Annotated in this window: 26 protein-coding genes; 19 read left to right on the top strand and 7 right to left on the bottom strand. The window is 40.8% G+C overall.

The annotated features are described in order from the left end of the window. Positions 1-91 precede the first annotated feature (91 nt). A complete protein-coding gene (locus LOC50_RS11170) occupies positions 92-547 on the top strand; it encodes a thioesterase family protein (RefSeq protein WP_028835656.1) in 456 nt (151 codons plus the stop codon). Positions 548-598: 51 nt separating this feature from the next. Beyond that, positions 599-1519: an EamA family transporter RarD gene (gene rarD, locus LOC50_RS11165; RefSeq protein ID WP_250653233.1), complete on the top strand. Its 921-nt coding sequence runs from the start codon at positions 599-601 to the stop codon at positions 1517-1519. Between the two features lie 5 nt (positions 1520-1524). Here the strand turns inward: rarD and LOC50_RS11160 are convergent, their stop codons facing one another. Both LOC50_RS11160 and LOC50_RS11155 read right to left on the bottom strand, forming a co-directional pair. Beyond that, positions 1525-2757, bottom strand: coding sequence for a response regulator (locus tag LOC50_RS11160; RefSeq protein WP_138626501.1), 1233 nt, complete (start codon positions 2755-2757; stop codon positions 1525-1527). Positions 2758-2843: 86 nt separating this feature from the next. Beyond that, positions 2844-3218: a MaoP family protein gene (locus LOC50_RS11155; RefSeq protein WP_008110628.1), complete on the bottom strand. Its 375-nt coding sequence runs from the start codon at positions 3216-3218 to the stop codon at positions 2844-2846. An 89-nt stretch (positions 3219-3307) separates the two neighbouring features. On the opposite strand from LOC50_RS11155, the gene LOC50_RS11150 reads away from it, so the two are divergent. The 8 genes from LOC50_RS11150 (at position 3308) to ung (ending at position 10940) form a co-directional block, all read left to right on the top strand. Further along, entirely contained in the window at positions 3308-4177 is an 870-nt protein-coding gene (locus tag LOC50_RS11150) for a LysR family transcriptional regulator (protein WP_214552242.1), read from the top strand. Between the two features lie 163 nt (positions 4178-4340). Further along, a complete protein-coding gene (locus LOC50_RS11145; RefSeq protein ID WP_250653232.1) occupies positions 4341-5273 on the top strand; it encodes a porin in 933 nt (310 codons plus the stop codon). Positions 5274-5535: 262 nt separating this feature from the next. After that, entirely contained in the window at positions 5536-6348 is an 813-nt protein-coding gene (locus tag LOC50_RS11140) for an ABC transporter ATP-binding protein (protein ID WP_069439875.1), read from the top strand. Position 6349: 1 nt separating this feature from the next. After that, the gene (locus LOC50_RS11135; protein WP_250653929.1) at positions 6350-7360 is read left to right on the top strand and encodes a FecCD family ABC transporter permease; all 1011 of its coding nucleotides are present in this window, start codon (positions 6350-6352) and stop codon (positions 7358-7360) included. Continuing rightward, positions 7360-8841, top strand: a complete 1482-nt coding sequence (locus LOC50_RS11130) for a cobyric acid synthase (RefSeq protein WP_250653231.1) — start codon at positions 7360-7362, stop codon at positions 8839-8841. The genes LOC50_RS11135 and LOC50_RS11130 overlap by 1 nt, the downstream gene beginning before the upstream one ends. Then, a complete protein-coding gene (gene cobO, locus LOC50_RS11125) occupies positions 8834-9433 on the top strand; it encodes a cob(I)yrinic acid a,c-diamide adenosyltransferase (RefSeq protein WP_028835663.1) in 600 nt (199 codons plus the stop codon). Before LOC50_RS11130 ends, cobO begins: the two co-directional genes overlap by 8 nt. Continuing rightward, the gene (locus tag LOC50_RS11120) at positions 9433-10281 is read left to right on the top strand and encodes a cobalamin-binding protein (protein WP_250653230.1); all 849 of its coding nucleotides are present in this window, start codon (positions 9433-9435) and stop codon (positions 10279-10281) included. The genes cobO and LOC50_RS11120 overlap by 1 nt, the downstream gene beginning before the upstream one ends. Continuing rightward, positions 10278-10940 (top strand): uracil-DNA glycosylase, encoded by a 663-nt coding sequence (ung, locus tag LOC50_RS11115; RefSeq protein ID WP_036980143.1) that lies wholly within the window; start codon positions 10278-10280, stop codon positions 10938-10940. Before LOC50_RS11120 ends, ung begins: the two co-directional genes overlap by 4 nt. 59 nt (positions 10941-10999) lie before the next feature. On the opposite strand, the gene LOC50_RS11110 is transcribed toward ung, so the two are convergent. Together LOC50_RS11110 and tal are read right to left on the bottom strand one after the other, a co-directional pair. Next, on the bottom strand, positions 11000-11188 hold the full coding sequence (locus LOC50_RS11110) for a DUF3545 family protein (protein WP_008467780.1): 189 nt from the start codon (positions 11186-11188) through the stop codon (positions 11000-11002). A gap of 226 nt (positions 11189-11414) precedes the next feature. After that, positions 11415-12365 (bottom strand): transaldolase, encoded by a 951-nt coding sequence (gene tal / locus LOC50_RS11105; protein ID WP_138626496.1) that lies wholly within the window; start codon positions 12363-12365, stop codon positions 11415-11417. 218 nt (positions 12366-12583) lie between these two features. Here tal and yaaA point away from each other — a divergent pair, with 218 nt between their 5' ends. Further along, positions 12584-13363 (top strand): peroxide stress protein YaaA, encoded by a 780-nt coding sequence (yaaA, locus tag LOC50_RS11100; RefSeq protein WP_036980139.1) that lies wholly within the window; start codon positions 12584-12586, stop codon positions 13361-13363. A 105-nt stretch (positions 13364-13468) separates the two neighbouring features. Continuing rightward, a complete protein-coding gene (locus LOC50_RS11095) occupies positions 13469-14425 on the top strand; it encodes a mechanosensitive ion channel family protein (protein WP_036980137.1) in 957 nt (318 codons plus the stop codon). Positions 14426-15169: 744 nt separating this feature from the next. Here LOC50_RS11095 and LOC50_RS11090 read toward each other — a convergent pair. Continuing rightward, positions 15170-15490: a BON domain-containing protein gene (locus LOC50_RS11090; protein ID WP_036980135.1), complete on the bottom strand. Its 321-nt coding sequence runs from the start codon at positions 15488-15490 to the stop codon at positions 15170-15172. Between the two features lie 239 nt (positions 15491-15729). Continuing rightward, complete coding sequence (gene srmB / locus LOC50_RS11085) at positions 15730-16956, bottom strand: ATP-dependent RNA helicase SrmB (RefSeq protein WP_036980134.1); 1227 nt, start codon at positions 16954-16956, stop codon at positions 15730-15732. A 76-nt stretch (positions 16957-17032) separates the two neighbouring features. Here srmB and LOC50_RS11080 point away from each other — a divergent pair, with 76 nt between their 5' ends. Together LOC50_RS11080 and LOC50_RS11075 are read left to right on the top strand one after the other, a co-directional pair. Then, positions 17033-17731: a tRNA1(Val) (adenine(37)-N6)-methyltransferase gene (locus LOC50_RS11080; protein ID WP_250653229.1), complete on the top strand. Its 699-nt coding sequence runs from the start codon at positions 17033-17035 to the stop codon at positions 17729-17731. Positions 17732-17825: 94 nt separating this feature from the next. Further along, positions 17826-18284 (top strand): DUF2147 domain-containing protein, encoded by a 459-nt coding sequence (locus LOC50_RS11075; protein WP_016900533.1) that lies wholly within the window; start codon positions 17826-17828, stop codon positions 18282-18284. A 47-nt stretch (positions 18285-18331) separates the two neighbouring features. Here LOC50_RS11075 and fldB read toward each other — a convergent pair whose 3' ends face one another. Then, positions 18332-18853, bottom strand: a complete 522-nt coding sequence (fldB, locus tag LOC50_RS11070) for a flavodoxin FldB (RefSeq protein ID WP_008467792.1) — start codon at positions 18851-18853, stop codon at positions 18332-18334. A 105-nt stretch (positions 18854-18958) separates the two neighbouring features. Here fldB and xerD point away from each other — a divergent pair, with 105 nt between their 5' ends. The 5 genes from xerD to lysS all read left to right on the top strand — a co-directional run bounded on the left by xerD (position 18959) and on the right by lysS (position 25298). Next, a complete protein-coding gene (xerD, locus tag LOC50_RS11065) occupies positions 18959-19885 on the top strand; it encodes a site-specific tyrosine recombinase XerD (protein WP_250653228.1) in 927 nt (308 codons plus the stop codon). Positions 19886-19957: 72 nt separating this feature from the next. Beyond that, positions 19958-20686: a bifunctional protein-disulfide isomerase/oxidoreductase DsbC gene (dsbC, locus tag LOC50_RS11060; protein ID WP_250653227.1), complete on the top strand. Its 729-nt coding sequence runs from the start codon at positions 19958-19960 to the stop codon at positions 20684-20686. 84 nt (positions 20687-20770) lie between these two features. Continuing rightward, entirely contained in the window at positions 20771-22492 is a 1722-nt protein-coding gene (recJ, locus tag LOC50_RS11055) for a single-stranded-DNA-specific exonuclease RecJ (RefSeq protein WP_069439885.1), read from the top strand. 145 nt (positions 22493-22637) lie between these two features. Next, positions 22638-23736, top strand: a protein-coding gene (prfB, locus tag LOC50_RS11050; RefSeq protein WP_096038752.1) for a peptide chain release factor 2 whose coding sequence is annotated in 2 segments (ribosomal slippage) — positions 22638-22712 and positions 22714-23736 — 1098 coding nt in all. Because the reading frame shifts where the segments join, the coding sequence is not laid out codon by codon here. A 26-nt stretch (positions 23737-23762) separates the two neighbouring features. Then, a complete protein-coding gene (gene lysS, locus LOC50_RS11045) occupies positions 23763-25298 on the top strand; it encodes a lysine--tRNA ligase (RefSeq protein ID WP_008467803.1) in 1536 nt (511 codons plus the stop codon). Positions 25299-25404: the final 106 nt, after the last annotated feature.

The raw sequence follows: 25404 nt of genomic DNA, 5'->3' as shown, positions 1-25404 counted from the left end.
ATCTGTAGTGATAAACTAAAATCTGCAGGGGGTTACAATAGCCTCAAGCTGTGCTTTACTCATCGTACCACTGAAAACATAGAGAATAATAATGAATAAAGAAATGTTGATCGATCAAGTAGGGGCGCTGTTTGTTAATAACATGCCCTTTAACCAGTTTTTAAAAATAGCAGTAGAGTCACTTAGTACTGAACAAGCTAAAATATCATTTCCTTGGCAAGACGTATTAATTGGTAATCCGGCGCAAAAGATTCTTCATGGTGGAGTGATTTCTGCGGTGCTCGACAATGTAGGCGGAATGCTTGCTGCAGCAAGTGTAATAGGAAAACTAGACGATGCCGACTTACCTAGTGTGCATAAAAAGTTAGCCACACTGGGCACTATAGATTTACGTACTGATTATTTACGCCCAGGTAAAGGGGAGGTATTTATTGCCAGCGCCACACTTATTCGCTCAGGAAATAAAGTGTGCGTGTGCCGAATGGAGTTACATAACGAGCAGTCGGTACAAATAGCGTTTGGAACGGGCACGTATTTAGTTGGCTAAAAAGTGAGAGGGGGTTAAACTTACGGCCTTTTAAATCATCAAGTGGTTACTATGTCGATTGATACCGAGCAGCGAAAGGGCGCCATTTTTGCCTGCCTCGCCTTTTTTATGTGGGGCCTAGCACCCATTTATTTTAAGATGATCCAACATGTATCAGCATTTGAAATTTTAATGCATCGTGTTATTTGGTCAGTGATGTTTCTTATTTTGGTGGTGAGTATGCTCAACTACTGGAATAAAATTAAACGCATTTTAATCCAACCTAAATTAATTCTGATGCTAGTTGTTACCTCTACCTTACTGGGATTTAACTGGGGGTTGTTTATATGGGCCATTAATAACAACCACATGCTAGATGCCAGCTTAGGCTACTATATCAATCCTTTGTTAAATGTATTACTTGGCATGGTGTTTTTAAACGAGCGGTTACGTAAGCTGCAGGGAGCAGCTGTTGCCTTGGCTTTTACAGGTGTTTTATTACAGTTAATTAGTTTTGGTTCATTTCCGGTTGTGGCATTTTCGTTAGCGACTTCTTTTGCGTTATATGGCCTATTACGAAAAAAACTACAGGTTGATGCCCTGCCAGGCATTTTAATTGAGGCATTAATATTATTACCGGTGGCACTGACCTATTGGTGGTTAATGGTGCCGACTGAAACGTCTAATTTACCAGCGAATGATTGGCTAACTAATGCGCTATTAGTAAGTGCAGGTATAGTGACTACACTGCCATTGCTGTGTTTTACCGGCGCGGCTAAGCGATTGCAATACACTACGCTTGGTTTTTTTCAGTACATAGGGCCTAGCTTAATGTTTATTTTAGCAGTGGTGTTTTATGGTGAAGTGTTTGATGCTGAGCGTGTAATTACCTTTGCGTGTATTTGGAGTGCACTGGCTATTTTTAGTTGGGATTCATATCATCAGTCGCGTAAACGCAGAAAAGCAGCCATTGTCGCCTCAGGTGTGGTTTAGTTAAACTAAACCACTTTATTACGCCCCGACTCTTTGGCTTTGTAGAGCTTTAAGTCGGCTTGTTTTAATAGTTCGTCAATTTGATAGGTTTCACTGTGGCTGAAGCCTATCGACAGCGTAAACTTGATTTGTGCTTGGCTAAACTCATGGCTATTAAGCTCAATAAATAATCGAAAACTTTCTAGTCGTTTTAGTGCTTCTTGCTCGGTCAGTTCAGTAAAAAATACCGCAAATTCTTCTCCGCCTAAACGGGCAACCAATTGGTTTTCAAAATATTTATTAAAGCATACAGCCAGCCCTTTAAGCACTTCATCTCCGGCATCATGGCCATAGGTATCATTAATAGCTTTAAAATGGTCAATATCAAGCATAGCTAACATGGCTGGTGCTTTTGCTTTTTTAAACTGCTTTAATGACTTGTTAGCCTCTTCAAAAAAGTAACGACGATTAGGGAGTTTAGTTAAGTAATCTGTATTGGCTTGTCGTTTTATAGTTTCGATATGCTCTAGCATATCGACGTTTTGGCTTAACCGGCAGTAAAATTCTTCACTGTTAAATGGTTTGTATAAATAGTCATTTGCTCCATTTTTTAAAAATAAGGCAGATAAATTAGACGAAGTGATACCTGAAATACCAATTATGGCTTTTTCGTCATTACTATAAATGCGTCTAATTTCATTACATAGCTCAATACCGCCCATATTAGGCATTTCTTTGTCGGTAATAATCACAGAAATATCGGGGGTGCTTTCAAGCTCTTTAAGCGCCTCTAGGCCATCGGCTGCTTGTAATATTTGATATTTGTGACGTGTTAATAAACTACATATGTATTGGCGTGTTGACGCAGAGTCATCAACAACCAATACTTTTACATGCTTATTACGGGGTAGGCGGTAAAGCTGCTTCTCTAAATACTCATAGGCTTGTTTATTGCCTTTAATGATGTAATCAATAATGGGGTATTTTTCAACGGTATCACGGGTATGCTTATCGATATTGCCTGTCATCACTATGGTAGGAATATCTGCTGCAATGGTACATGGAACCGCTTCACCTTGTGGCGCGTCAGGTAATATGAAGTCGACCACTGCGCAAAAATAATGGTGCTTACTTATTAGCTCTTTAGTCTCAGCCAACGATTGAGCAATATCAACCTCGTAGCCGACTTTTTGCGCGATATGCTTTTGCACTCGCGCAATAGTCGGAGTGTCTTCAACAATAAGTATTCTGTGCGTCACGTAACAGCCTTGTTTAAATTTTGCAAAATTGTTTGCTTATACAAGTTGTAACTGCTAAAACGCCAAAAAGCAACTATTGTAGTGACTTATAGATTGTCTGCCTCAGAATAATAATCTTGGCTTATTGGTGTTGGCCCTGAAATTTTTGAGCGTCCAAATAATGTATGGAATTTTGTTTTGCAGGTTGTTAACTTTAAATATTTAACCCATGCTCGCTCAATTGGGTTACTTGGCTCTATTATGCCACTGACAGCATTTACAAATTGTTGCTGATGTTCGTTTTGTGGCTCAACTGTTTTGTTATACAGGCTTTTTAAAACAACACCATGCTGTTCTAAAATACTTGCCTCTAACAGGGTAAAGTGTCCGCTGCGGCTAAATCCGCGTGGAAAGTTTTGGTCATCATAAAATTGACGTTGACTTACGAATGCTTGACGAAGTAGTGAAATATCATTGCTCATAGCTGTACCCTCATACCAATTATTAGCTGGAGTATGGGACATAATCGCTATTTTTTTAAACAAAAAATTTTTATCGTGAGGATAAAAAATTGGACATAGATTTATTAAAAACATTTGTTGAAGTGGTGCGTACTCGCCATTTTGGTAAAGCGGCAGAAAACCTATACATAACGCAGTCTGCGGTGAGTTTTAGAATTCGCCAATTAGAGCAGGGCTTAGGCGTAAATTTATTTATTCGTCAGCGTAATAATATTCAACTCACTGCCCCAGGTGAGCGCTTGTTACCGCATGCGCAAATGATTATTACTGGGATGCAAAGAGCCAAAGTGGATGTTGCACTTGCAGATAATATGCATAAGCAAATTAGTTTAGCAGGTACGCCTAATATTTGGGATGCATTTTTACAGTTTGGTATTACAAATATTGTATCGGCTATGCCTGGTGTATCGCTGGTGGCAGAAGTGAAGGCGCAACAAGAAAGTACTCGCTTATTGTTGGAGCGCACACTTGATTTAGCCATTTTGTTTGATCCCCCTAAAGTTGATGAACTTGTGGTTGAACGTATTTGTGAACTGCCTATTATTCCGGTGAGTGGTTACGATACGGCAACCAGTGATAACTTTTTTGATAATCAATATGTGTATGTTGATTGGGGAACCACGTTTTCTCTTTGGCATGCGCGTCAGTTTACCGGTAAAACACCGCCTTATTTTAGAACCAGTACAGGACGAATTGCGCTTGATTTAATACTGCAATGTGGCGGCAGTGCGTTTATTCCACAGGTATTAGTTAAAGATCATTTAGAAAAAGGCGAACTTTTTCATGTTAAAGGGGTAGAAAATACTTCAAGAGATGTATTTGTTGCCTATCATAGAGATAACGAACAGAAAGAGTTGATAGAAACCTTGGTTAATTTGCTATCGCGAATGACACCGAGTTTATTGAAACAAAGTAGGTAGTTAGTAGGCAGTTTATTTTACATGTTATTTTGATTTCAGATTTAATGCAGTTTTATTAACTTAAAAAGACAAAAATGTGTCCTTTGTAATATTTTTGTCATTTAGTAGTGACACACTGCCGCTGTTTTAAAAATTAGTCTCTTGTGATTATCGAGGAAATAACATGAAATTTGCAAAATCGAGCTTATGCTTAGCCCTACTTAGTGGTTTATCTTTTAATGCACTTGCAGAGGTAGATATTTACGGTAAAGCAAATGTAACCGTTCAATCATCTGATGATGGTGAAGGGTCTTTCACTGAAATTAAAAGTAATGCATCTCGCTTTGGCCTAAAAGGATCTGAAAAGATTACTGATGGATTAGAAGCAGTTTATAAGTTTGAGTTTCAAGTTGATGTATCTGATGCTGACTCGAAAGGTAATAATGACGACAATATTTCTGCACGTAACCAGTATGTAGGTTTAAAAGGTGCCTATGGTCAAGTTGTTGTGGGTCGTAACGATACAGCGCTTAAACAATCACAAGGTAAGTTAGATTTATTTAATGACCTTGAAGGCGATATTAAAAATGTTTTTAAAGGTGAAAACCGCTTAGGTGATTCGATCACTTATACATCTAAAAGCTACGAAGGCTTTAAAGTACTTGCTACATTTATTGCCGAAGACGATGTAGATGCAGATAACGGTTATTCAATGGCAGTGACCTACGGTGACTCAGCACTTAAAAAGAGCGCAGTATATGCTGCCATTGCTGCTGATAGCGAAGTCAATGGTTACGATGTAGTGCGTGCAACAGTTCAAGGTAAAATTGAAGATTTTAGAGTTGGCGCTATGTACCAAACACAAGAAAAAGTAGATGGCAGCGCTGAGGCTGACGGTTACTTAGTGAATGCAGCTTACCTTATGGGTAGCAACACTTTCAAAATGCAATACCAAACAATGGATTTTGATGACAGCGATGATAAAAGCGCGATATCGGTAGGTGTTGACCATAAGCTAAACAAAAACCTTAAAATATTTGGTTTTTACTCAAGCTTTGATATGGACAACAACGTTGACCAAGATTACCTAGGTTTAGGTATGGAATATAAGTTTTAACTAAACCTTAGTTAAAACACTCCCTTTTAACCGCACTCAGTTGAGTGCGGTTTTTTTGCTTTAAATTATTTACGTATCTGCGCATAATAGCCAAGCATTTGGAATGAGGTGGAACTCCTCAACTATTCCCGTAATTGTGATCAGTTTTACTGTAAGTCAAATACAAATGCCTTAAAACTTCATATAACGAGCGGGTTAACTCATTTTCTTTTTGGTACGTATTAGTACTGAGTGTGGGTGTTTCCCTGCCTAGGATAATTTTTTGCACACTCACACCTCTTTAAACTTACCGCTTTTAACCGTTAACAACGTTTCTTGGCGAGTGGACAATACATTAATTCTTAAGCACATTAATGTAAGCATTGAGCGTGGTAAATTTATTGGTTTAATTGGCCCTAATGGGGCAGGAAAGTCGAGTTTACTGCGGTGCTTATATCGATTTAATCAGCCATCAGCAGGCGACATTAAATTTAACGATACCGATATTTGGCAGCTAAAAAGCGAAGACTATGCCAAGCAAGTTGCGGTAGTGCTACAAGAAACACCGTCGCAATTTAATCTCTCGTTATTCGATGTTGTAGCTCTAGGGCTTACCCCGCATAAAACGCTATTTAGCTCGACCACCCAAGCAGATAAACAAAAAATAGCGCAGGCTATTAGTCGTGTCGGGCTTGAATCTCATAGCAATCAGTCATTTGACTCACTATCTGGCGGTGAAAAGCAACGAGCGCTTATTGCCAGAGCGATTGTGCAGCAACCACAGCTACTCATTATGGATGAACCCACAAGCCACCTTGACGTTAAATATCAAATTCAATTAATGGAGCTGGCTAAATCTTTGGGCATTACTGTGTTTGCTTCATTTCATGATTTAAATTTAGCGGCAGCTATGTGCGATGAATTAGTGGTTATTAAAAACGGAGAAATCGCTAGCGCGGGAAAGCCTAATAAGGTGATTACCGAGCAAATGCTTGATGAGGTTTTTGGTGTTTGCGCGCAAGTTAGTACTCACCCTCAAACGGCGTCCAATGGTGAGTCTATTCCCCATATTACCTATTATTATGGATACCAATAACATGGCGATTATGTCTAACCATGGTGTGGCGTTAATTATTGCACTGTTATGCGCTGTATTTAGTTTATTTGTGGCATTGAGCTTTGGTGCTGCCCCTACCTCGCTCGCAGATGTATACCATAGCTTAACTTTTTCAAGCGAGGCCTCATTTACCAGCCGCATTATTATTGAATTAAGAATGCCACGTACGTTACTGGCTTTTTTGGCCGGCAGCGGTTTAGCGATTGCTGGATTGATATTACAAACAGTTACTCGTAATCCATTGGCTGACCCTTATTTGTTTGGTATTTCGTCGGGAGCATCATTAGGAGTCGTAGTATTAATGGCTTTTGTTGGAATAGGCGCAGGCATTGCGCTATCAGCAGCAGCCTTAATTGGCAGTTTAGTAGCAATGGGGTTATTAATTTTAATTGCTGGCAGTCAACGCAACGCCCAAGTTGAGTCGATGTTATTGGCTGGGGTGGCCTTATCATTTTTATTTAGCGCCTTTACCAGTTTGTTACTTTATTGGAGCGATCCGCAGGCCGTCGCGGCTATTTTATTTTGGACTTTGGGAAGTTTTGCTAGGGCGCAATGGCCGTCACTGCTATTACCTGCCTTGGTCATCATTACATGTACAGTCATTATGTTAGGTTTTAGACGTCAACTTAATGCCATGTTGTTAGGTGATGAAAGCGCAATAACGCTTGGTGTTCGGGTGCATCGCTTTCGAGTTTTAATGCTTATTTTAAGCTCATTGATCACTGCCGTGTTGGTTGCTATGTGTGGCGGAATTGGCTTTGTTGGCTTAATGGTGCCGCACATAGTGCGCTTTTTTATCTCTCAGGGCAGTAGTGTTGGATTGTTAATGACCGGATTAGTCGGGGGTATATTTATGGTATGGGTCGATGTACTGGCACGTTCATTACTCGCTAACCAAGAGCTGCCAATAGGGGTGATCACGGCGGCCATTGGTAGTCTATTCTTTTTAAGTATCTTGTATTTTCGTAAGCGCCAGCTGGTGGGTAAATAATGAAAACATTAATGGTACAAGGTACCACCTCCGATGCGGGTAAAAGCACCTTAGTGGCAGCACTTTGCAGAGTGTTTGCTAACCAAGGGGTTAATGTTGCACCGTTTAAACCACAAAATATGGCGCTCAATAGTGCCGTAACGCACGATGGTGGCGAAATTGGCAGAGCCCAAGCATTACAAGCCATAGCCGCAAAAGTTGAACCTGAAATCGACTTTAACCCTATATTACTCAAACCCAATAGTGATACCGGCGCACAAGTTATTATTCATGGTAGAGCTATCAGCAATATGGAAGCCGATGCTTACCATGACTACAAAAAAGTGGCTATGGATGCAGTATTAACCTCGCATAAGCGTTTAGCTAAACGCTTTGATTTATTACTGGTAGAAGGGGCTGGCAGCCCAGCCGAAATTAATTTACGCGCAAACGATATTGCAAATATGGGTTACGCCGAGCAAGTGGATTGCCCTGTTATTATTATTGCCGATATTGATAAAGGAGGAGTATTTGCGCACTTAGTCGGGACTTTGGCGTTATTAAGCGAGTCTGAGCAAGTACGAGTAAAAGGCTTTGTGATTAACCGTTTTCGTGGTGATATTAGTTTATTACAAGGTGGGCTAGATTGGCTCGAGGAGTACACCGGTAAACCTGTATTAGGGGTATTACCTTACTTGCACGATTTAGCACTTGATGCAGAAGATGCTGTGGCCATAGATAATAATGTGACCGATGCCAGTATAAATATTGCTGTACTGTTAGTGCCACATATTAGTAACCATACCGATTTTGATGCTCTGCGATTACACCCGAATATAAATATAACCTATGTGCGCCATACACAAGCAATTCCTGCTGTTGATTTAATTATTGTGCCTGGCAGTAAAAATGTACTCAGCGATCTCGCGTTTTTAAAAAATGAAGGCTGGGATCAGCAAATTAAGCGCCATCTACGTTATGGTGGCAAAGTATTGGGTATTTGCGGTGGTATGCAAATGCTGGGCAATACTATCAGTGATCCAAATAGGGTGGAGTCATCGTTGGGGCAAGTGGCGGGTTTAGCGCTTAGCGATTTTGATACCCTATTGGGTGAGCAAAAAGTGTTAAGCCGAGTGAGCGCAGTGCTTAATTTAAATGAGCAACAGGTTGCATGTGATGGCTACGAAATACATGCAGGTATTAGTCAAGGTAAGGCGCTCTACAAGCCACTCATTCGCTTTAATAAACACCCCAATGACTTTAAAACCGATGGTTTTGTGAGTGACGATAATGCCATTGCTGGTACCTATTTACATGGCTTGTTTGATAGTCCTGCAGCCACAGAGCAGCTGTTAAAGTGGGTGAAACCAGAAAGTGCAATTAGTGCGATTAGTATAAATGAGCATCGTGAACGCCAATTAGAACGCCTAGCTGATATGTGTAAAGCGCATTTAAATATTGAACAAATTATTAAAATTTATCAAGGACATAACAATGACTGAATCAACTAACGACAAGCACCAACAGCGTCAACAAAAAGTAAAAGAACAGGTTGACGCGCGAGTAGCCGCAGCGCAACGAGAAAAAGGCATTTTTCAGGTTATTACTGGTAACGGTAAAGGCAAATCGACTTCTGGCTTTGGTGTGGTTGCACGCTGTGTTGGGCACGGCAAAAAAGCTGCGGTATGTCAGTTTATTAAAGGCACATGGGAGTGTGGTGAGCGTAATTTACTGCAAGGTGCTGGGGTTGAATTTGCTGTTATGAACACCGGGTTTACGTGGGATACGCAAAATAAAGAGGCTGATACGGCGGCAGCGCAAGCAACATGGCAAGAGTCAAAGCGGATGCTAAGCGACAGCAGTATCGATGTGGTATTACTCGATGAACTCACCTATATGGTGACCTATGGTTATATCGACCTTGAAGAAGTGGTTGTTGCTGTAAATAATAGACCGCCTATGCAATCGGTAATTATTACTGGTCGTGCTGCGCATCGCACCTTAATAGAGCTTGCCGATACGGTAAGTGAAGTACGTAATGTAAAACATGCGTTTGAGTCGGGCGTAAAAGCATTGAAAGGCTTTGATTACTAATGTTAAAGCGTATTGTTTTTTGGCTGTTATTGTTTGCTGTTAATGTACCTCAAGCCCTAGCTGACAGGCCGCTTCGTATAGTGGCTTTAGCACCACACATAGTTGAAAATTTATATGCTATTGGGGCGGGTGATTTAATAGTGGGCACGCTGGATTACGCAGATTATCCGCAAGAGGCGACTAAAATTGAGCGTATTGGTGGCTACAATGGTATTTCTATTGAAAAGTTACTCATGCTAAAACCTGACATGGTAATTGCGTGGAAAAATGGTAATCAGGCCGAAGATTTAGCACAAATAAAGCGTTTAGGAATTGAATTATATTTAAGTGATCCACGCTTTATTGAAGGGGTTGCTTCGGAAATACTAAAACTAGGTCAATTAACGGGTCATATTGAGCAAAGTAAACAAGTAGCCGAGACATTTACAGCCAAGCTCAACGCAATTAAAGTTACACAGAAAGATAAAACCACGCTTACTGGGTTTTATCAGTTGTGGCCTGAGCCTATGATGACTGTATCAAAAAATACATGGATCAATCAGTTAATCGAAACTTGCCAAGTAACCAATGTATTTGCAAACAGCGACACAGATTACCCACAAATTAGCATCGAAAACGTGATAGTTACTAAGCCACAAGTTATTATTATTCCTGATGAAAAATCAAAAAGGGTAATGCCTACGGTAAATTGGCAGCAATGGCCTGAAATCCCTGCGGTAAAGTATGAGCAATTTATTAGCGTCAATGCTGATTTATTACATCGGTTTACCCCCAGAATGTTGGATGGATTAGCGCAGATGTGTGACAAAGTAGATATATCTAGAGAATTTATTAAGAGTCAATTATGAGCAACTGGTCATCTTTTTTAAACCATGAACTTAGCCAAACATATATGCAGCAAACCCTTGAATATATTGCGAATAAACGAGGTGAAGGCACTGCAGTATATCCGCCAAAATCACAGGTGTTTAGCGCATTTGATGCAACTCCACTTAGCGACATTAAAGTGGTTATATTAGGTCAAGACCCTTACCATGGAGAAGGGCAAGCGCATGGTTTGTGTTTTTCAGTATTGCCTGAGGTTAAAAAGCTCCCGCCTTCGCTTAAAAACATTTATAAAGAGTTAGTAACTGATATTAATGGCTTTACCACGCCAGAACACGGCTATTTACAAGGCTGGGCAAAGCAAGGTGTATTTTTGCTCAATACAGTATTAACTGTAGAGCAAGGGCAAGCCCATTCCCATAAACACTTAGGTTGGGAGCAATTTACCGATAACGTGATTGCTCATATAAATGAGCACTGCCAAGGTGTGGTGTTTATTTTATGGGGCGCACATGCACAAAAAAAAGGTAAAAGTATTGATCGCCAGCGCCATCATGTATTGGCAGGGCCTCATCCTTCGCCGCTTTCAGCGCATCGCGGCTTTTTTGGTTGCCAGCACTTTTCCAAAACCAATGAACTGTTAATAGCGCAAGGGGCGCAGCCCATTAATTGGCAGGTATAGGGTAATAGGCATTAAAAAAGGCTTTCATTAATGAAAGCCTTTTTAGTTGCTTATGTTGGTTAAAACTCTAACTCATCTATAGCAACACTATCTGCAAAATAGTCAAGCTCCTGTAGTTCTTTGCGCAAACGTTGCTTATCTTTTATTGCTTCTATTTCGCGCCATTTTCTTTTTTTATTTTTTTGAGAGGTTTTTTTCGATGTATCAGAACCTTCTAATATCTCTATTATTTCGTTTAGGCTATCCATTGATTATCTCCTATTGACCACTTTTTGAACCTCGGCAGTATCAATACCACAGCTATTAATAAAATAGAATATAAATGTGACGAAACTATTACTAACGGGTGGTATTTTGATGAAGAACAATGAGAACAGCAATTAAATGGGGACAAGGCGAGTATTTAAAATAAAATTGTAGGTATAAAAAACGCCGCAATAAGCGACGTTTTTAAACTCTTAAAACAGCGGTTAGCTACATCGCTTTAAAGCGTGCTTCTAATTGTTCCTGTGCATCTGCAAATGAGCGAATACCTTCAGCGAGTTTTTCAGTCGCCATGGCATCTTGGTTATGTAACCAACGGAACTGTGTTTCGCTAAGTGGCTCAGGTTTTGGCTCTTTAGCAATATCACTTGCTAGCAAGTATTCTTCAGCACCTTCTAAATTACCCAAATCTTCTAAAAGATTAGGGCTAATTGTTAGCTTATCGCATCCTGTAAGTGCAATAATTTCACCAGTATTACGAAAGCTTGCGCCCATAACTACGGTTTTGTAGTCGTGACGTTTGTAAAACTCAAAAATGCTACGTACAGATTGCACACCCGGATCTTGAAGCGGATCGGTTGGTTTTTCCATACCGTTTGCCACGTGCCAATCTAAAATACGGCCAACAAATGGAGAGATTAAAAATACGTTTGCATCAGCACAAGCGCGCGCTTGGGCATCGCTGAATAATAAAGTAAGGTTACACTTAGTGCCTTCTTTTTCTAATTGCTCAGCCGCTTTAATACCTTCCCACGTTGACGCTATTTTAATTAAAATTTTGTCTTTGCTTACGCCTTCTTTTTCGTAAAGGCTCAATAGCGTGTGTGCTTTATTAATTGTTGCTTGGGTATCAAATGACAAACGTGCATCAACTTCGGTAGAAATATAACCCGGTACAATTTCACTGATTTCTTTACCAAGTAATACTGCAAAATAATCACAAGCTAGCTCTAGCTGTTTTGCAGGCTGCTGCTCTGTTTCTTTTGCATACTGCCATGCTTTATCCAGATAAGGTTTGTAAGCTTCAATCTCGCTCGCTTTTAAAAGTAGCGATGGATTGGTAGTCGCATCTTCAGGTTGATATTTTTTTATGGCTTCTATATCGCCCGTGTCGGCCACGATAGAAGAATGTTGTTTAAGCCTTTGTAGAGCGCTAGTCATTTGCTTTTCCTCATTCCAAGCAAGTTAAAAGAAAATCTAAACTACCTTAATATAGCTATACTGCAACAGTGTGATAATGCTTGATAGGTCTTATGTCCTTATCAATAAAAAAACGGTAACGGTTGAGTTTTAGGTAGGATAATTTTAAACAAAACGTGCTTTTCGTTTCATTTAATGTTGAAATTGACATTAAATAATTTACAAGTCAATAGCTAACTATGATCACTGTTATTTCACCAGCAAAGAATCTTGATTACGACACGCCACCCGCAACAGATAAGTTCACTCAACCTGAATTACTTGAGCACAGCGAAGCGCTCATGAAAGTATGCCGTGAACTAACTCCTGCGCAAATTGGCAGTTTAATGAAAATTAGCGATAAACTCGCAGGCCTCAACGCAGCGCGTTTTAGTGAGTGGGCACAACCATTCACTACTAATAATGCTAAACAGGCCGTGCTTGCCTTTAACGGCGATGTATACGGCGGGTTAGATGCTAATACCCTCACTACTAAGCAGCTTGATTACGCTCAAGACCATTTACGTATACTTTCGGGATTATACGGAGTATTAAAGCCGCTTGATCTAATGCAGGCTTATCGCTTAGAAATGGGTACAAAACTTGAAAATAGCCGGGGTAAAAACTTATATGAGTTTTGGGGCAGTATTATTGCTAATAAACTTAACGACGTATTAGCGGCACAAGATGCACAATACTTAGTAAATCTAGCCTCTAACGAATACTTTAAAGCAGTAGATAAAAAAACGCTTAACGCACACATTATTACACCACACTTTAAAGACTGTAAAAACGGCCAATATAAAGTGATTAGCTTTTACGCTAAAAAAGCGCGCGGCATGATGGCACGCTACATCATTGAAAATCAAGTGACTCAATTAAGCCAACTCAAAGAGTTTACTGTGGCCGGCTATTACTTTAGCCCAGAGGCTACCACCAAAGAACTTGAACCGGTATTTTTACGCGAAGAGCAAAACTAACTCATCGTTTAAAGTATTTAATAAGCCATGCATTGCATGGCTTTTTTATACTGGCGTTATTTTTGCAGGCCTTAGATTACTAACCCTAACTAAGGTATAAAATAAATGCTCTCAATTCCCTCAATTACAGAAGCCGAAAAGTTGATAGAAGAAAAGCTTGGCGGTTGGTTTGATGTAGTTATAAGTCATATCCCAAACTTTATCGTTGCAGTAATTATTGCCATTATATTTTCATTTATTGCCCGTTTGGCAGGCAAAGGAATGAAAAATGTTTTACGTCGCTCGCTCGACTCTACGCAAATTGCCGATTTAATGGCCTCAATATTTAAAGTTATTGTACTGAGTGTGGGGGTATTTATTGCCCTTGATTTTATGGGCTTAAAAAGTACCGTCACTTCTCTGCTTGCTGGTGCAGGTATTGTTGGTCTTGCCATTGGTTTTGCTTTTCAAGATATGACCGAAAACCTGATAGCGGGTATTGCCATGGGAATTCGTAAACCGTTTAAAGCGGGTGATGTCATAGAAACCGATAATGTGTTTGGTTCGGTACACTCAATAAACTTGCGCAACACACTAATAGAGAGCTTTTACGGGCAATTGATACTGGTACCTAATAAAATACTATTTAGAAATGTACTGCGTAATTACAGTACCTTAGGGGTAAGACGAATCGAAGTGCCGGTGGGTATTTCTTACGCTGACGACATAGAAAAAGCCAGTGAGGTCATCGTCGACAAAATTAACCAATTTGACTTTGTGATCCGCAAAAATGAAACCGCTGTTTATGCCGAAGGCTTTGGTGATAGCAGTATAAACTTGTTGGTGTGGTTTTGGATCAAATACCCTGGTGAGCCTGATTTTATGACAGTGCGTCACAAAGGGGTTGTGGCCGTTAAGCAAGCACTCGATGCCGCTGATATTAGTATTCCGTTTCCTATTCGTACGTTGGATTTTGGTATAAAGGGCGGTGAAAAACTCGATGCCATGATAAGTGATAAAATAAATCTGCAGTCAGCAAATAAAGAGGGTGACAATAATACTGATGCAAGCCAAGGTGAGTAAATAATTTAAAACCCCGAAGGTAAAAGCATTGGGAAATAGTTACTGACTATCAGCGCGTTTTTACAAAGTAAAACGCGCTATTTATAATAAGTAATATAAGGGTCTGTTGACCTTTGCGGATTAAAATTAGTTCAAACTAAGAGCTATTTAATCGAGACGCGAGGTTTGTTGACTAGTGGGCTCGATAACTGCTCCTGCTTTATTCTACTGGCTTACATCCATGTAAGAATAAGTAAAAACCGAGCAAAGCTTCCGTGTCCAGCTCACACTCCTTACCACCATCCATATCGACAACAAAGAGTAAATGTCCCTGGGCAGAACCTTTGGCTAAATACCAAACAGACTGCTGCAAATTCAACCTTGAAAGAACAACAGACTCAATTGATAACCTGAAGTAATTAAAGCCTTGCGCTAACGCCTTAAAACGCCTCAATTAGAAAACTATATCGATAAGGTTTCTCATCTCAAAATAGATTATTTAATCAACCGAACTAGAGCCCAAGCTTGATGTAAGCGCTTTATAATAAGTGTTTATAAATAAAGGTTTCAAAAGTATAAGCAGCTGCAATGAGCGTCGCGATTGATGCGTAAACTAAAAGGCATTTAATTAAGTATTTAAACTGGCTTGGGAATATGCTCTGCAGTGAATTATATTGTGCAAACTATAAAAAAAGCGCCGCTTGTGTTGGAGAAACAAGCAGCGCTGAGGGATAAGTTAAGTGTATTAGTTAAGAAAAAGTTATATTAAATGACACTAATTTTGTTATGAATGATTTTAACCCCATCCATATTTTCTAAAAACTTTTGTGCAAGAGCGCGTTCAAAACCGTTATTGGCTTCGCCTTTAAGTTCAACGTCACCGTCATTAACGTGTACGTTTAGTTTTTCTAACTTTAAATTTGGGTTAGTGCGCAATTCATGAGTAATAGATTGTTGTAAATTAGGTTGTGTAGCCACACTGCTAACTACAGCTAAATGCGTTGCTGCACTGACTTTAAAAGCAGAGGCTAATAAAAATAAACAACAAAACGAAATAAAACCGATAGTAAATTTAATGCGACTCATAACTATATCCTTAGTGTGTTACTAAAAAACAATGCCATTACTCGGCGTTTTAATACTCGTATATTCGATAGGGTTACAAGTTTCATTCCAAGATTAACTATTTGAAATAAATTACTATTTTATTAATTAGTTATTCAGCTAAGTATTTTTTACATATTACTATGAATAGCTTACTCACTGTTTTTAAGCCACAAAAAAGCCGACAAACGTCGGCTCAATTAAATGTGTTAAAGCTAAAGCTATTTTTTCTTTTTAGCTTTGGCTTTTTTCTTTGCTTTCATTTTTACTGGATCTTTACGCTTTTTAACCGGTGGTTTGGCTTCTTTATGCTTTGGCTCTAATCCTTTAAATACACGGCGTTTTAGCTTTTGCTCTATGTAACGTTCTACTTTGTAAAGTATACCAATGTCGTGCGCTTCAATGAGTGAAATTGCAATACCTTTTTTACCAGCACGACCCGTACGGCCAATACGGTGTACGTATACATCCGCAGTGCGAGGCATATCAAAATTAATTACGTGGCTTATATCAGCTACATCAATACCGCGCGCGGCGACATCAGTTGCTACCAAAATGCGAGTTTTGCCACTGTGGAAATTTTCCATGGCTTTCATGCGTTTGTCTTGTGGCATTTCACCACGTAGCCACGCAGCTTTTACGCCGTTATTGGTTAGTTCACCAATAAGGGTTTCAAGACGCTCACGGGTTTTTACAAACACAATCGCTTTACTTACGTCAGGGCCATTTAAGGTGTTAACTAATAGCTCAAGTTTATGATGATAATCATCCGCTAAATGAACCCATTGATGTATTTTAGCTTTTTCTTTGCGTGATGATTCGGCTTCAAGTAGCGCGGGGTCGTTTAAAATACGCTCAGCAAATAATTCTACGCTGTCACCTTCAAGGGTGGCTGAAAATAAAAAGCACTGACGACGGTTTTTAGCTTCATCACAAATGCGCAGCATTTCTTTACGAAAACCCATGTCGAGCATGCGGTCGGCTTCATCAAGAATGAGCATTTCTACGTTTTCTGCGTGGAAGTTTTCGGTTTCCAAATACTCCATTAAACGCCCAGGTGTGGCGATTAAAATGTCGTTATTATTTTCAAAAATTTCTTTGTGTGTACCGTAGTTTATACCGCCGGTAACCACCCCAATTTTTAACTGGGTTTGCTTTGCAAGTAACTCACATTGTTCATGAATTTGATAAGCAAGCTCGCGCGTTGGGGTCATAATTAATACCCGTGCAAAGCCCGGATCACGACGCGGAAAATCCATTAAATATTGAATTGCCGGAATTAAAAATGCCGCCGTTTTACCTGTACCTGTTGGTGCAGACGCTAAAATATCGCGTCCTTGCAACGCCTCAGGAATGGCTTGTTGTTGAATGCTAGTGGGAGTTTCATAGCCCATTTTATTAATAGCATTGAGTAGCTTATCATCAAGATCAAATTCAGAAAATTGCATAGAGTGTCAAAAATAGGGGACAATTGCCGTTAATTATACGCACTTAAACCTGCTTGGTGAATGAAAAGGTGAAAAAATGTCTGGTTTTGCATTTAAACAATTTAAGGTTGAGCACGACCAGTGCGCCATGAAGGTCTCTACCGATGGTATTTTACTGGGCGCATGGGCTGATTTAAGTGGGGCAAATACGTTACTTGATATAGGAACAGGTACAGGGTTACTGGCCCTAATGTGTAAGCAACGAGCGCCACATTTAAAGGTGAGTGCGGTTGAAGTTGATGAAGCCGCCTATCAGCAGGCTTTACAAAATTGCCTGCAAAGTCCTTGGCCGGATATTAGTATTTACCATCAGTCTATTCAGCAGTTTGAGGCTGCTGGTTTATTTGATTGTGTTATAGCTAATCCGCCTTATTTCAATCACAGTTTAAAAGGTGATAATGCAGCGCGAAATATCGCTCGACATACCGATGGTTTAAGCTTTGCAGAACTGCTTGGTGCGTTTAAGCACCTAAGTCATCAACATTCGCGTTTTAATCTTATTTTACCCACCACTGAGGCGCAGTTATTTATAACATTAGCACAGCAGCAAGGGCTGTATTTAAATCGTCACTGCCAAGTACAAGCTATGCCAAATAAGCCCTTTAGCCGCAGTTTGATGACTTTTAGTTTTGATGATTGCGAAGTAAGTAAAAGCACCCTATGCATAAGGGAGTTAAGTAATGCTTACAGTCAAGACTTCATTGCACTGTGCAAGGCGTTTTATTTAAATATGTAATACCACGCTGTATGCCTAAAGCATTTTTACGTAGAGTGTTTTATAAAGGATTGTTAGTATGGCACAATTATTGACTCATGTTTAAAGTGATCTGATGAATTTATTAACTAAAAAAACAAAAAAAATACTATTACTAGCCCTTTTAGCGGGTAGCTTATTTAACACCTCTGAGGTTTTTGCTAACCCCACACCGGTTGGGCTTTGGAAAACTATTAATGAAGAGACTAACGAGGCTAAGTCGTACGTACGCATTACTGAGCAAGATGGCGTGCTGACTGGTAAAATTGAAAAAATACTCAATAAAGCCAAGCAAGATGCACTTTGCACCGAGTGTGATGGAGATAAAAAGAATCAGCCTATGTTGGGGATGACCATTATTGAAGATGTGACCTATGCGGGTGACGGTAGTTGGGAAGACGGTGAAATACTCGACCCAAATAACGGTAAAACCTACAGCGTGCGTTTAACACCGCAGCAAAATGGCGAAAAACTAGAAGTGCGCGGTTATGTGGGCTTTTTTTACCGTAACCAATACTGGTTAAAAGTAGAATAGTTAAGAATTAAAAAGCGCTGCATGGCAGCGCTCTTTGCAATAGTGAGTTATAGGGTTTCAGCGTACTCTGTCATCACTTGTTCTACCCAAGTGGCGATACGCTCGTCGCTTAACTCGTACTGACTGTCTTCATCTAATGCTAAACCTACAAACTGTTTACCGTCTTCGGTAAGGGCTTTGGACGCTTCAAATTCGTAATTACTGTCGTTCGGCCAAAAGCCTAATTGAGTAATGGCTTGGGCATTTATTTCGTCGTGAAGCATGCCTAACGCGTCTTGAAACCACTGGCCATACCCTTGCTGATCGCCCATGCCAAATAAGGCTATAGTTTTACCATTTAGGTCAACGTCTTTTATGTCGTCCCACTTTGATTCCCAATCTTCTTGAATTTCGCCAAAGTCCCACGTTGAGATACCAAAAATGATAAAGTCGTATTGCTCAGCGTTTTTAAGCGGTTCGTCTTTAATATTGTGTAAACTGACGATATCGGCGCCAATAATGTCGCGTATTTTTTCTGCCGCCATTTCGGTATAGCAGGTAGTAGAACCAAAAAATAAACCAATCTGCATCGTATTTATCACTGTGTAATTGCCTGTTATGATAGGCTCAAGTTTACCGTAAGGTATTTTTAATTGATACCTTCTCCCGTGGTATTACCAACATGAGATCACAACGTGACAACGCTATCTGACGATTTACCTGAACAAAATACTGAGCTAAGCAGCAATAGCGACTTTTTAGAAACCTTTTTAGATAGCCTCTATTTAGAGCAAGGCGTAAGTGAAAACACACTGAGCGCTTATCGCAGTGACTTAGATAAGTTTTGCCAATTTTTAAAAGGCGAAAACTTAATGACGGTAACCAGCCTCGACGTTGAAAGTTACCTAGCACACCGCGTTGATTTAGGGCTAAAACCACGCAGTACTGCACGCAGTATTAGTGCATTAAAACGTTTTTATCAGTACTTTGTACGCGAAAAAATAATTGGCGACTCACCTATGGTTAATATTGCTCAGCCTAAAGCGGGGCAGTCGTTACCAAAAACGCTTTCTGAGGCCGAAGTAGAGGCGCTATTAAGTGCCCCCAATATTGAAGAGCCAATGGGTCTGCGCGACAAAGCCATGCTGGAGTTACTGTATGCAACAGGGCTGCGGGTAACCGAGCTGGTGGGGCTTAGAATGGAGCAAATAAATTTGCGCCAAGCTGTGGTGTTTGTAAAAGGTAAAGGTAACAAAGAGCGATTAGTGCCATTAGGTGAAGAGGCCATGTACTGGCTCGAGCAATTTTTAAAGCTTGGGCGAGCACAAATGATAAAACATGCCACCGATTTTGTGTTTCCTTCTAAACGAGGGGTAGGCATGACACGACAAACTTTTTGGCATCGGATCAAACACTATGCTATTTTGGCATCCGTTGAGTCGCCGTTATCACCCCATACCTTGCGACATGCATTCGCAACGCATTTATTAAATCATGGGGCTGACTTGCGTGTGGTGCAGATGATGCTTGGCCACAGCGACCTATCAACTACCCAAATTTATACGCATGTAGCGAATGAACGATTAAAATCGGTACATGCTGAGCATCATCCTCGTGCTTAAGCGAATTTTTTTGTCACTAAGCCGGTCATATAGACACGATAAGATAAGTATTTTTAAGATAGAGAACCCGTTATGAAAAAATTAATGTTAGCAGGTGCCATGTTGTGCACTAGTTTGAGCGCCTTTGCTAATGGCGTTGCAGTAACACCCGATGCCAATGATCCTATCGTGACGAAATTTGCCGCGCTAGGGGTAACCGTTAAACAAATTAATCCAAGCCCAGTTGCAGGCTTAAAAGAATTGATCACCAATAAAGGTGTGCTGTATGCAAGTCCTAACGGTCAATTTTTAATGCAAGGTACGCTAATCGATTTAAACAACCGTAGTAACCTAACCGAGCAAGCACTTAATGGTGTGCGCCAATCAGGGTTAAAAGAATACGAAGACTCAATGATTGTTTACAAAGCGCCTGAAGAGAAGCACAGCATTACTGTATTTACCGATATTAGCTGTGGTTACTGTCGTAAATTACACCGTGAACTAGATGACTTACTTGATGCGGGTATTACCGTTAAGTATTTAGCGTTTCCGCGTGGCGGTCTGCAAGGATCTGGTTACGCTGATTTAATGAATGTATGGTGTGCTAAAGATCAGCAAGAAGCATTAACTGAAGCTAAATCAGGTGCAGATACCCAAATTGTTAAAGGCTGTAGCGCACCTGTTGCTGAGCATTATCAGTTAGGCCAGAGTTTTGGTATTAGCGGTACACCGGCTATTATTTTAGAAGATGGCACGATGATCCCAGGTTATCAGCCTGCTGCGGCATTAAGCGCAGCGCTTGAGGCTAACAAAGCGGGCTAAGCAATACCGCGAGTATGTGTTTAAAAAGGCCTTTATGGCCTTTTTTTGTCTTATTATCATGAACATCATAAGTTAAAAACTAGCATGAAAAAAATGATCATTGCGCGAGAACCCGTTGACGACTCTCATCTGCCGAGCCATCTTCACCCTGTTATTAAGCAAATTTATGCCACGCGAAATGTTTCCCATGCCGATGAGCTAAACAATAGCGCAGCTACACTCCACGACTTCAAACTTTTTAAAGATATAGACAAAGCCAGCCAACTGTTAATTGAAGCCCTACACGCACAAAGCAAAATACTTATTGTGGGCGACTTTGACGCCGATGGCGCAACCAGCACCGCCACCTTAATGCAAGGGCTGGCCATGTTTGGCTTTACTCACTTAGATTACCTAGTACCAGACCGCTTTAGTTTAGGGTACGGTTTAAGCCCCGCATTGGCTGAGCAAATAGTGACAATGAAGCCCGATTTAGTGATCACCGTCGATAATGGCATATCGTGTATCGCAGGCATTGATATTGTTAAAGCCGCAGGCATTAAAGTACTGGTTACAGATCACCATTTACAAGGCGAGCAACTGCCGAATGCCGATGCTATTGTTAATCCTAATCGTCATGACTGTGATTTTCCTTCTAAGTCGATAGCTGGTGTTGGGGTGGCGTTTTATTTACTCATTGCCCTGAGAAGTGCGCTGCGTGAACAAGGCTACTTTAACCATCATCCTATGCCAAATATAGCTGATTTGCTTGATATTGTAGCGTTAGGTACGGTAGCCGATGTGGTAGCACTGGATGCGAATAACCGCACCTTAGTGCACCAAGGCTTGGCTCGTATTCGCAGCGGTAAAACTCGCCCAGGTATTACCGCACTGATTGAAGTGGCTAATCGCAATGCCGCGCGTTTGAGCGCCAGTGACTTTGGTTTTTCGCTTGCTCCACGCTTAAATGCAGCAGGGCGCTTAGACGACATGAGTCTAGGCATAGCGTGTTTACTTAGCAACGACATAAATCAAGCAAGACGCATAGCCGGTGAGCTTGATAGCTTAAACTTTGCCAGACGTGAAATAGAGCAAGGCATGCAAGTAGAAGCGCAAGCGGTGCTCGATAGGCTCGCCTTTAAAGAAGACAGTGTGCCCGATGCCATTTGTTTGTACCAAGACGATTGGCACCAAGGGGTAATTGGTATTTTAGCCGGGCGCTTAAAAGAAAAGTACCACCGCCCAACGGTGATATTTGCCGGTGGTGAAAACGGTGAAATTAAAGGCTCATGTCGCTCTATTGAAGGCTTGCATATGCGCGACTTACTTGAGGGATTAAACACCGCGCAGCCTGGTTTAATTAATAAATTTGGCGGCCACGCAATGGCGGCAGGGTTAAGTATTAACGAGCAGCAATTTACTGAGTTTAAACGTGCGTTTGAAAGTGCGGTCAGCGCGCAACTCAGTGAAGAAAGTAAACGTTGCATTGTGTTTACCGATGGTGAGCTACCTAACGACTGCTTTAGCATGGATTTTGCACAATTATTAAAGCAATCAGGCCCGTGGGGGCAGCAATTTCCTGAGCCGATATTTGAACACACCTTTGAAGTGATACAGCAGCGCATTGTGGGTGAAAAACACCTAAAGTTAGTCCTTAAACACCAATCTGCACGTTTAGTTGACGCCATAGCTTTTGGCATTGATGTAAAAGCGTGGCCAGATACCGAGGCGCAGTTTGTTAAAGTAGCGTACCAGCTCGATATAAATGAATTTAGAGGTAAATTTAGCTTACAACTAATTGTAAGAGAGCTTGAAAAAGTGGGCTAAAAAATATCTTCAAACCATGCATAAAAGGCTAATAAAACGCGCGGTTTTTTGTTAAAATCGGGCGTTTTTATTATTTGATGATTTTTAATTGCGCTCAGTCTCTTTTTTAGGTGCGCAATAACCTAGCCATTTTGGAGTAATGTACATGTTTGAAGTGAATCCTGTGATTAATCAAATCAAGGAAATTCGCGAACGTACTGAACTGCTTCGGGGGTACCTTTGACTACGCTCTTAAACAAGAACGTTTAGAAGAAGTTAACGCCGAACTTGAAGATTCAGCCGTATGGAATGAACCTGAGCGCGCACAAGCCCTTGGTCGTGAAAAGTCAGCACTAGAAGCCGTTGTTGAAACCATTGACACCTTAGTGGCGGGTACTGACGACGTTGAAGGGTTAGTAGAGCTTGCTGTTGAAGCCGAAGATCAAGACACCTTTGATGAAGCACAAAGTGAACTAGCTGATTTAAATCAGCAGCTTGAAGGGCTTGAGTTTCGTCGTATGTTTTCAGGTTCTCACGATTCAAACGATGCCTACCTTGATTTACAGTCAGGTTCTGGCGGTACTGAAGCGCAAGACTGGTGTAATATTTTACTTCGCATGTATTTACGCTGGGGTGAAGCAAAAGGCTTTAAAGTAGAGCTTGTTGAAGCGACCGATGGTGATGTTGCCGGTATTAAAGGCGCAACGGTGCGTTTTTCTGGGGAATACGCTTATGGTTGGTTACGCACTGAAACAGGCGTACACCGCCTCGTTCGTAAAAGTCCATTTGACTCAAGTGGTCGTCGTCATACCTCGTTTGCTTCTGCGTTTGTTTACCCAGAAGTTGATGACAATATTGAAATTGACATTAATCCGTCTGACTTGCGTATAGACGTTTACCGTGCATCAGGCGCGGGTGGTCAGCACGTAAATACCACTGAATCAGCGGTACGTATTACTCACGTGCCAACTAATACTGTGGTGCAGTGTCAAAACGAGCGCTCGCAGCATAAAAATAAAGCCCAAGCAATGAAGCAGTTAAAAGCGAAATTATTTGAGCTTGAGCTACAACAGCAAAATGCAGAAAAGCAAAGCCAAGAAGACAACAAGTCTGATATTGGCTGGGGAAGTCAAATTCGTTCTTACGTACTTGATGACTCGCGTATTAAAGATTTACGTACCGGCGTTGAAAACCGTAATACTCAAGCGGTACTCGATGGCGACTTAGACAAATTTATTGAAGCCAGCTTAAAATCTGGCTTATAACCACCAAGCTAAAAAAGAGCTAAAAAATGACTGATCAAATCCAAGACGAAAATAAGTTAATCGCTGAGCGTCGCGGCAAATTAGACGCTATTCGCGCAAATTGCCCAGCCAACGGTCATCCAAACCAATTCCGTCGTGAGCATTACACGGCAGATTTGCAGGCTGAGTTTGGTGATAAGAGTAAAGAAGAATTAATCGAATTACAGCACGTAGTATCGATTGCAGGTCGTATTCTTGCTAAGCGTGGTCCGTTTATGTCTATTCAAGATATGAAAGGCCGTGTACAAGTTTATGCATCAAAAGACGTTCAAAAAGATTTAAAAGCAAAATATGGCCAGCTTGATATTGGCGATATTATTGGTGTTAAAGGGCCGCTTAATAAATCGGGTAAAGGTGATTTATACGTAGATATGGCTGAGTACGAACTACTGACTAAGTCACTTCGTCCACTTCCTGAAAAATTCCATGGCCTATCGGATCAAGAAACGAAATACCGTCAGCGTTATGTTGATTTAATTACTAACGAAGCAACGCGTGAAACATTCCGTATTCGCTCACAAGTGGTTGAAGGTATTCGTCGCTTTTTAGCAGACCGCGATTTTATGGAAGTAGAAACGCCAATGCTACAGGTTATTCCTGGTGGTGCATCTGCGCGTCCGTTTGTGACTCATCATAATGCGCTTGATATCGACATGTACTTACGTATTGCGCCTGAGCTTTACTTAAAGCGTTTAGTAGTAGGTGGTTTTGACCGTGTATTCGAAATTAACCGTAACTTCCGTAACGAAGGGTTATCAACGCGTCACAACCCAGAATTCACCATGATTGAGTTTTACCAAGCATACGCTGACTACATTGATTTAATGAACATCACCGAAGACATGTTACGTACAGTTGCAACTAACGTATTGGGTAGCCCAATCGTTGTTAACACCACTAAAGATGAAAACGGTGAAGTGATTGATTCAGTAGAGTATGACTTTGGTCAACCGTTCACACGTTTAAGCATGAGCGACGCAATCTTAAAATATAACCCTGAGTTTGATGCTGCGGTATTTAACGACCCAGAAAACCACTTTGAAGAATTAAAAGCGTACGCTAAACAAGTGCATGTTAAAATTCCTGAAAACTGCGTATGGGGCCCGGGTAAGTTTTTATGTGAAATATTTGAAGAAACGGCTGAGCATATGCTTATCCAACCTACATTTATCACAGGGTATCCGTGGGAAGTGTCTCCACTTGCACGTCGTAACGACGAAAACCCATTTGTAACTGACCGCTTTGAATTCTTTGTTGGTGGCCGTGAACTAGCAAATGGTTTCTCTGAGCTTAATGATGCACAAGATCAAGCTGAGCGTTTTTCTCGCCAAGTTGAAGAAAAAGACGCAGGTGATGATGAAGCAATGCACTACGACGAAGACTACATTCGCGCGTTAGAGTATGGTTTACCACCAACAGCGGGTGAAGGGATTGGTATTGACCGTTTAGTCATGTTGTTTACTGACTCATCAACTATCAAAGATGTTATTTTATTCCCACATATGCGCCCACAAGCAGACTAAGCTTGAAGGAATAAACTAAAAAATTATCAACGCCGCTAACTAGCGGCGTTTTTTTTGCCCTATTGTTTGTGAGACATTGCCTAAACTGCTCATTAAGTCTTTTAAT

The organism is Pseudoalteromonas sp. SCSIO 43095, assembly GCF_023650455.1.
In the GTDB taxonomy this organism is placed as follows: domain Bacteria; phylum Pseudomonadota; class Gammaproteobacteria; order Enterobacterales; family Alteromonadaceae; genus Pseudoalteromonas; species Pseudoalteromonas tetraodonis.
The sequence above is the reverse complement of the archived record's forward strand: the minus strand, read 5'-3'. Positions and strand labels throughout refer to the sequence as shown.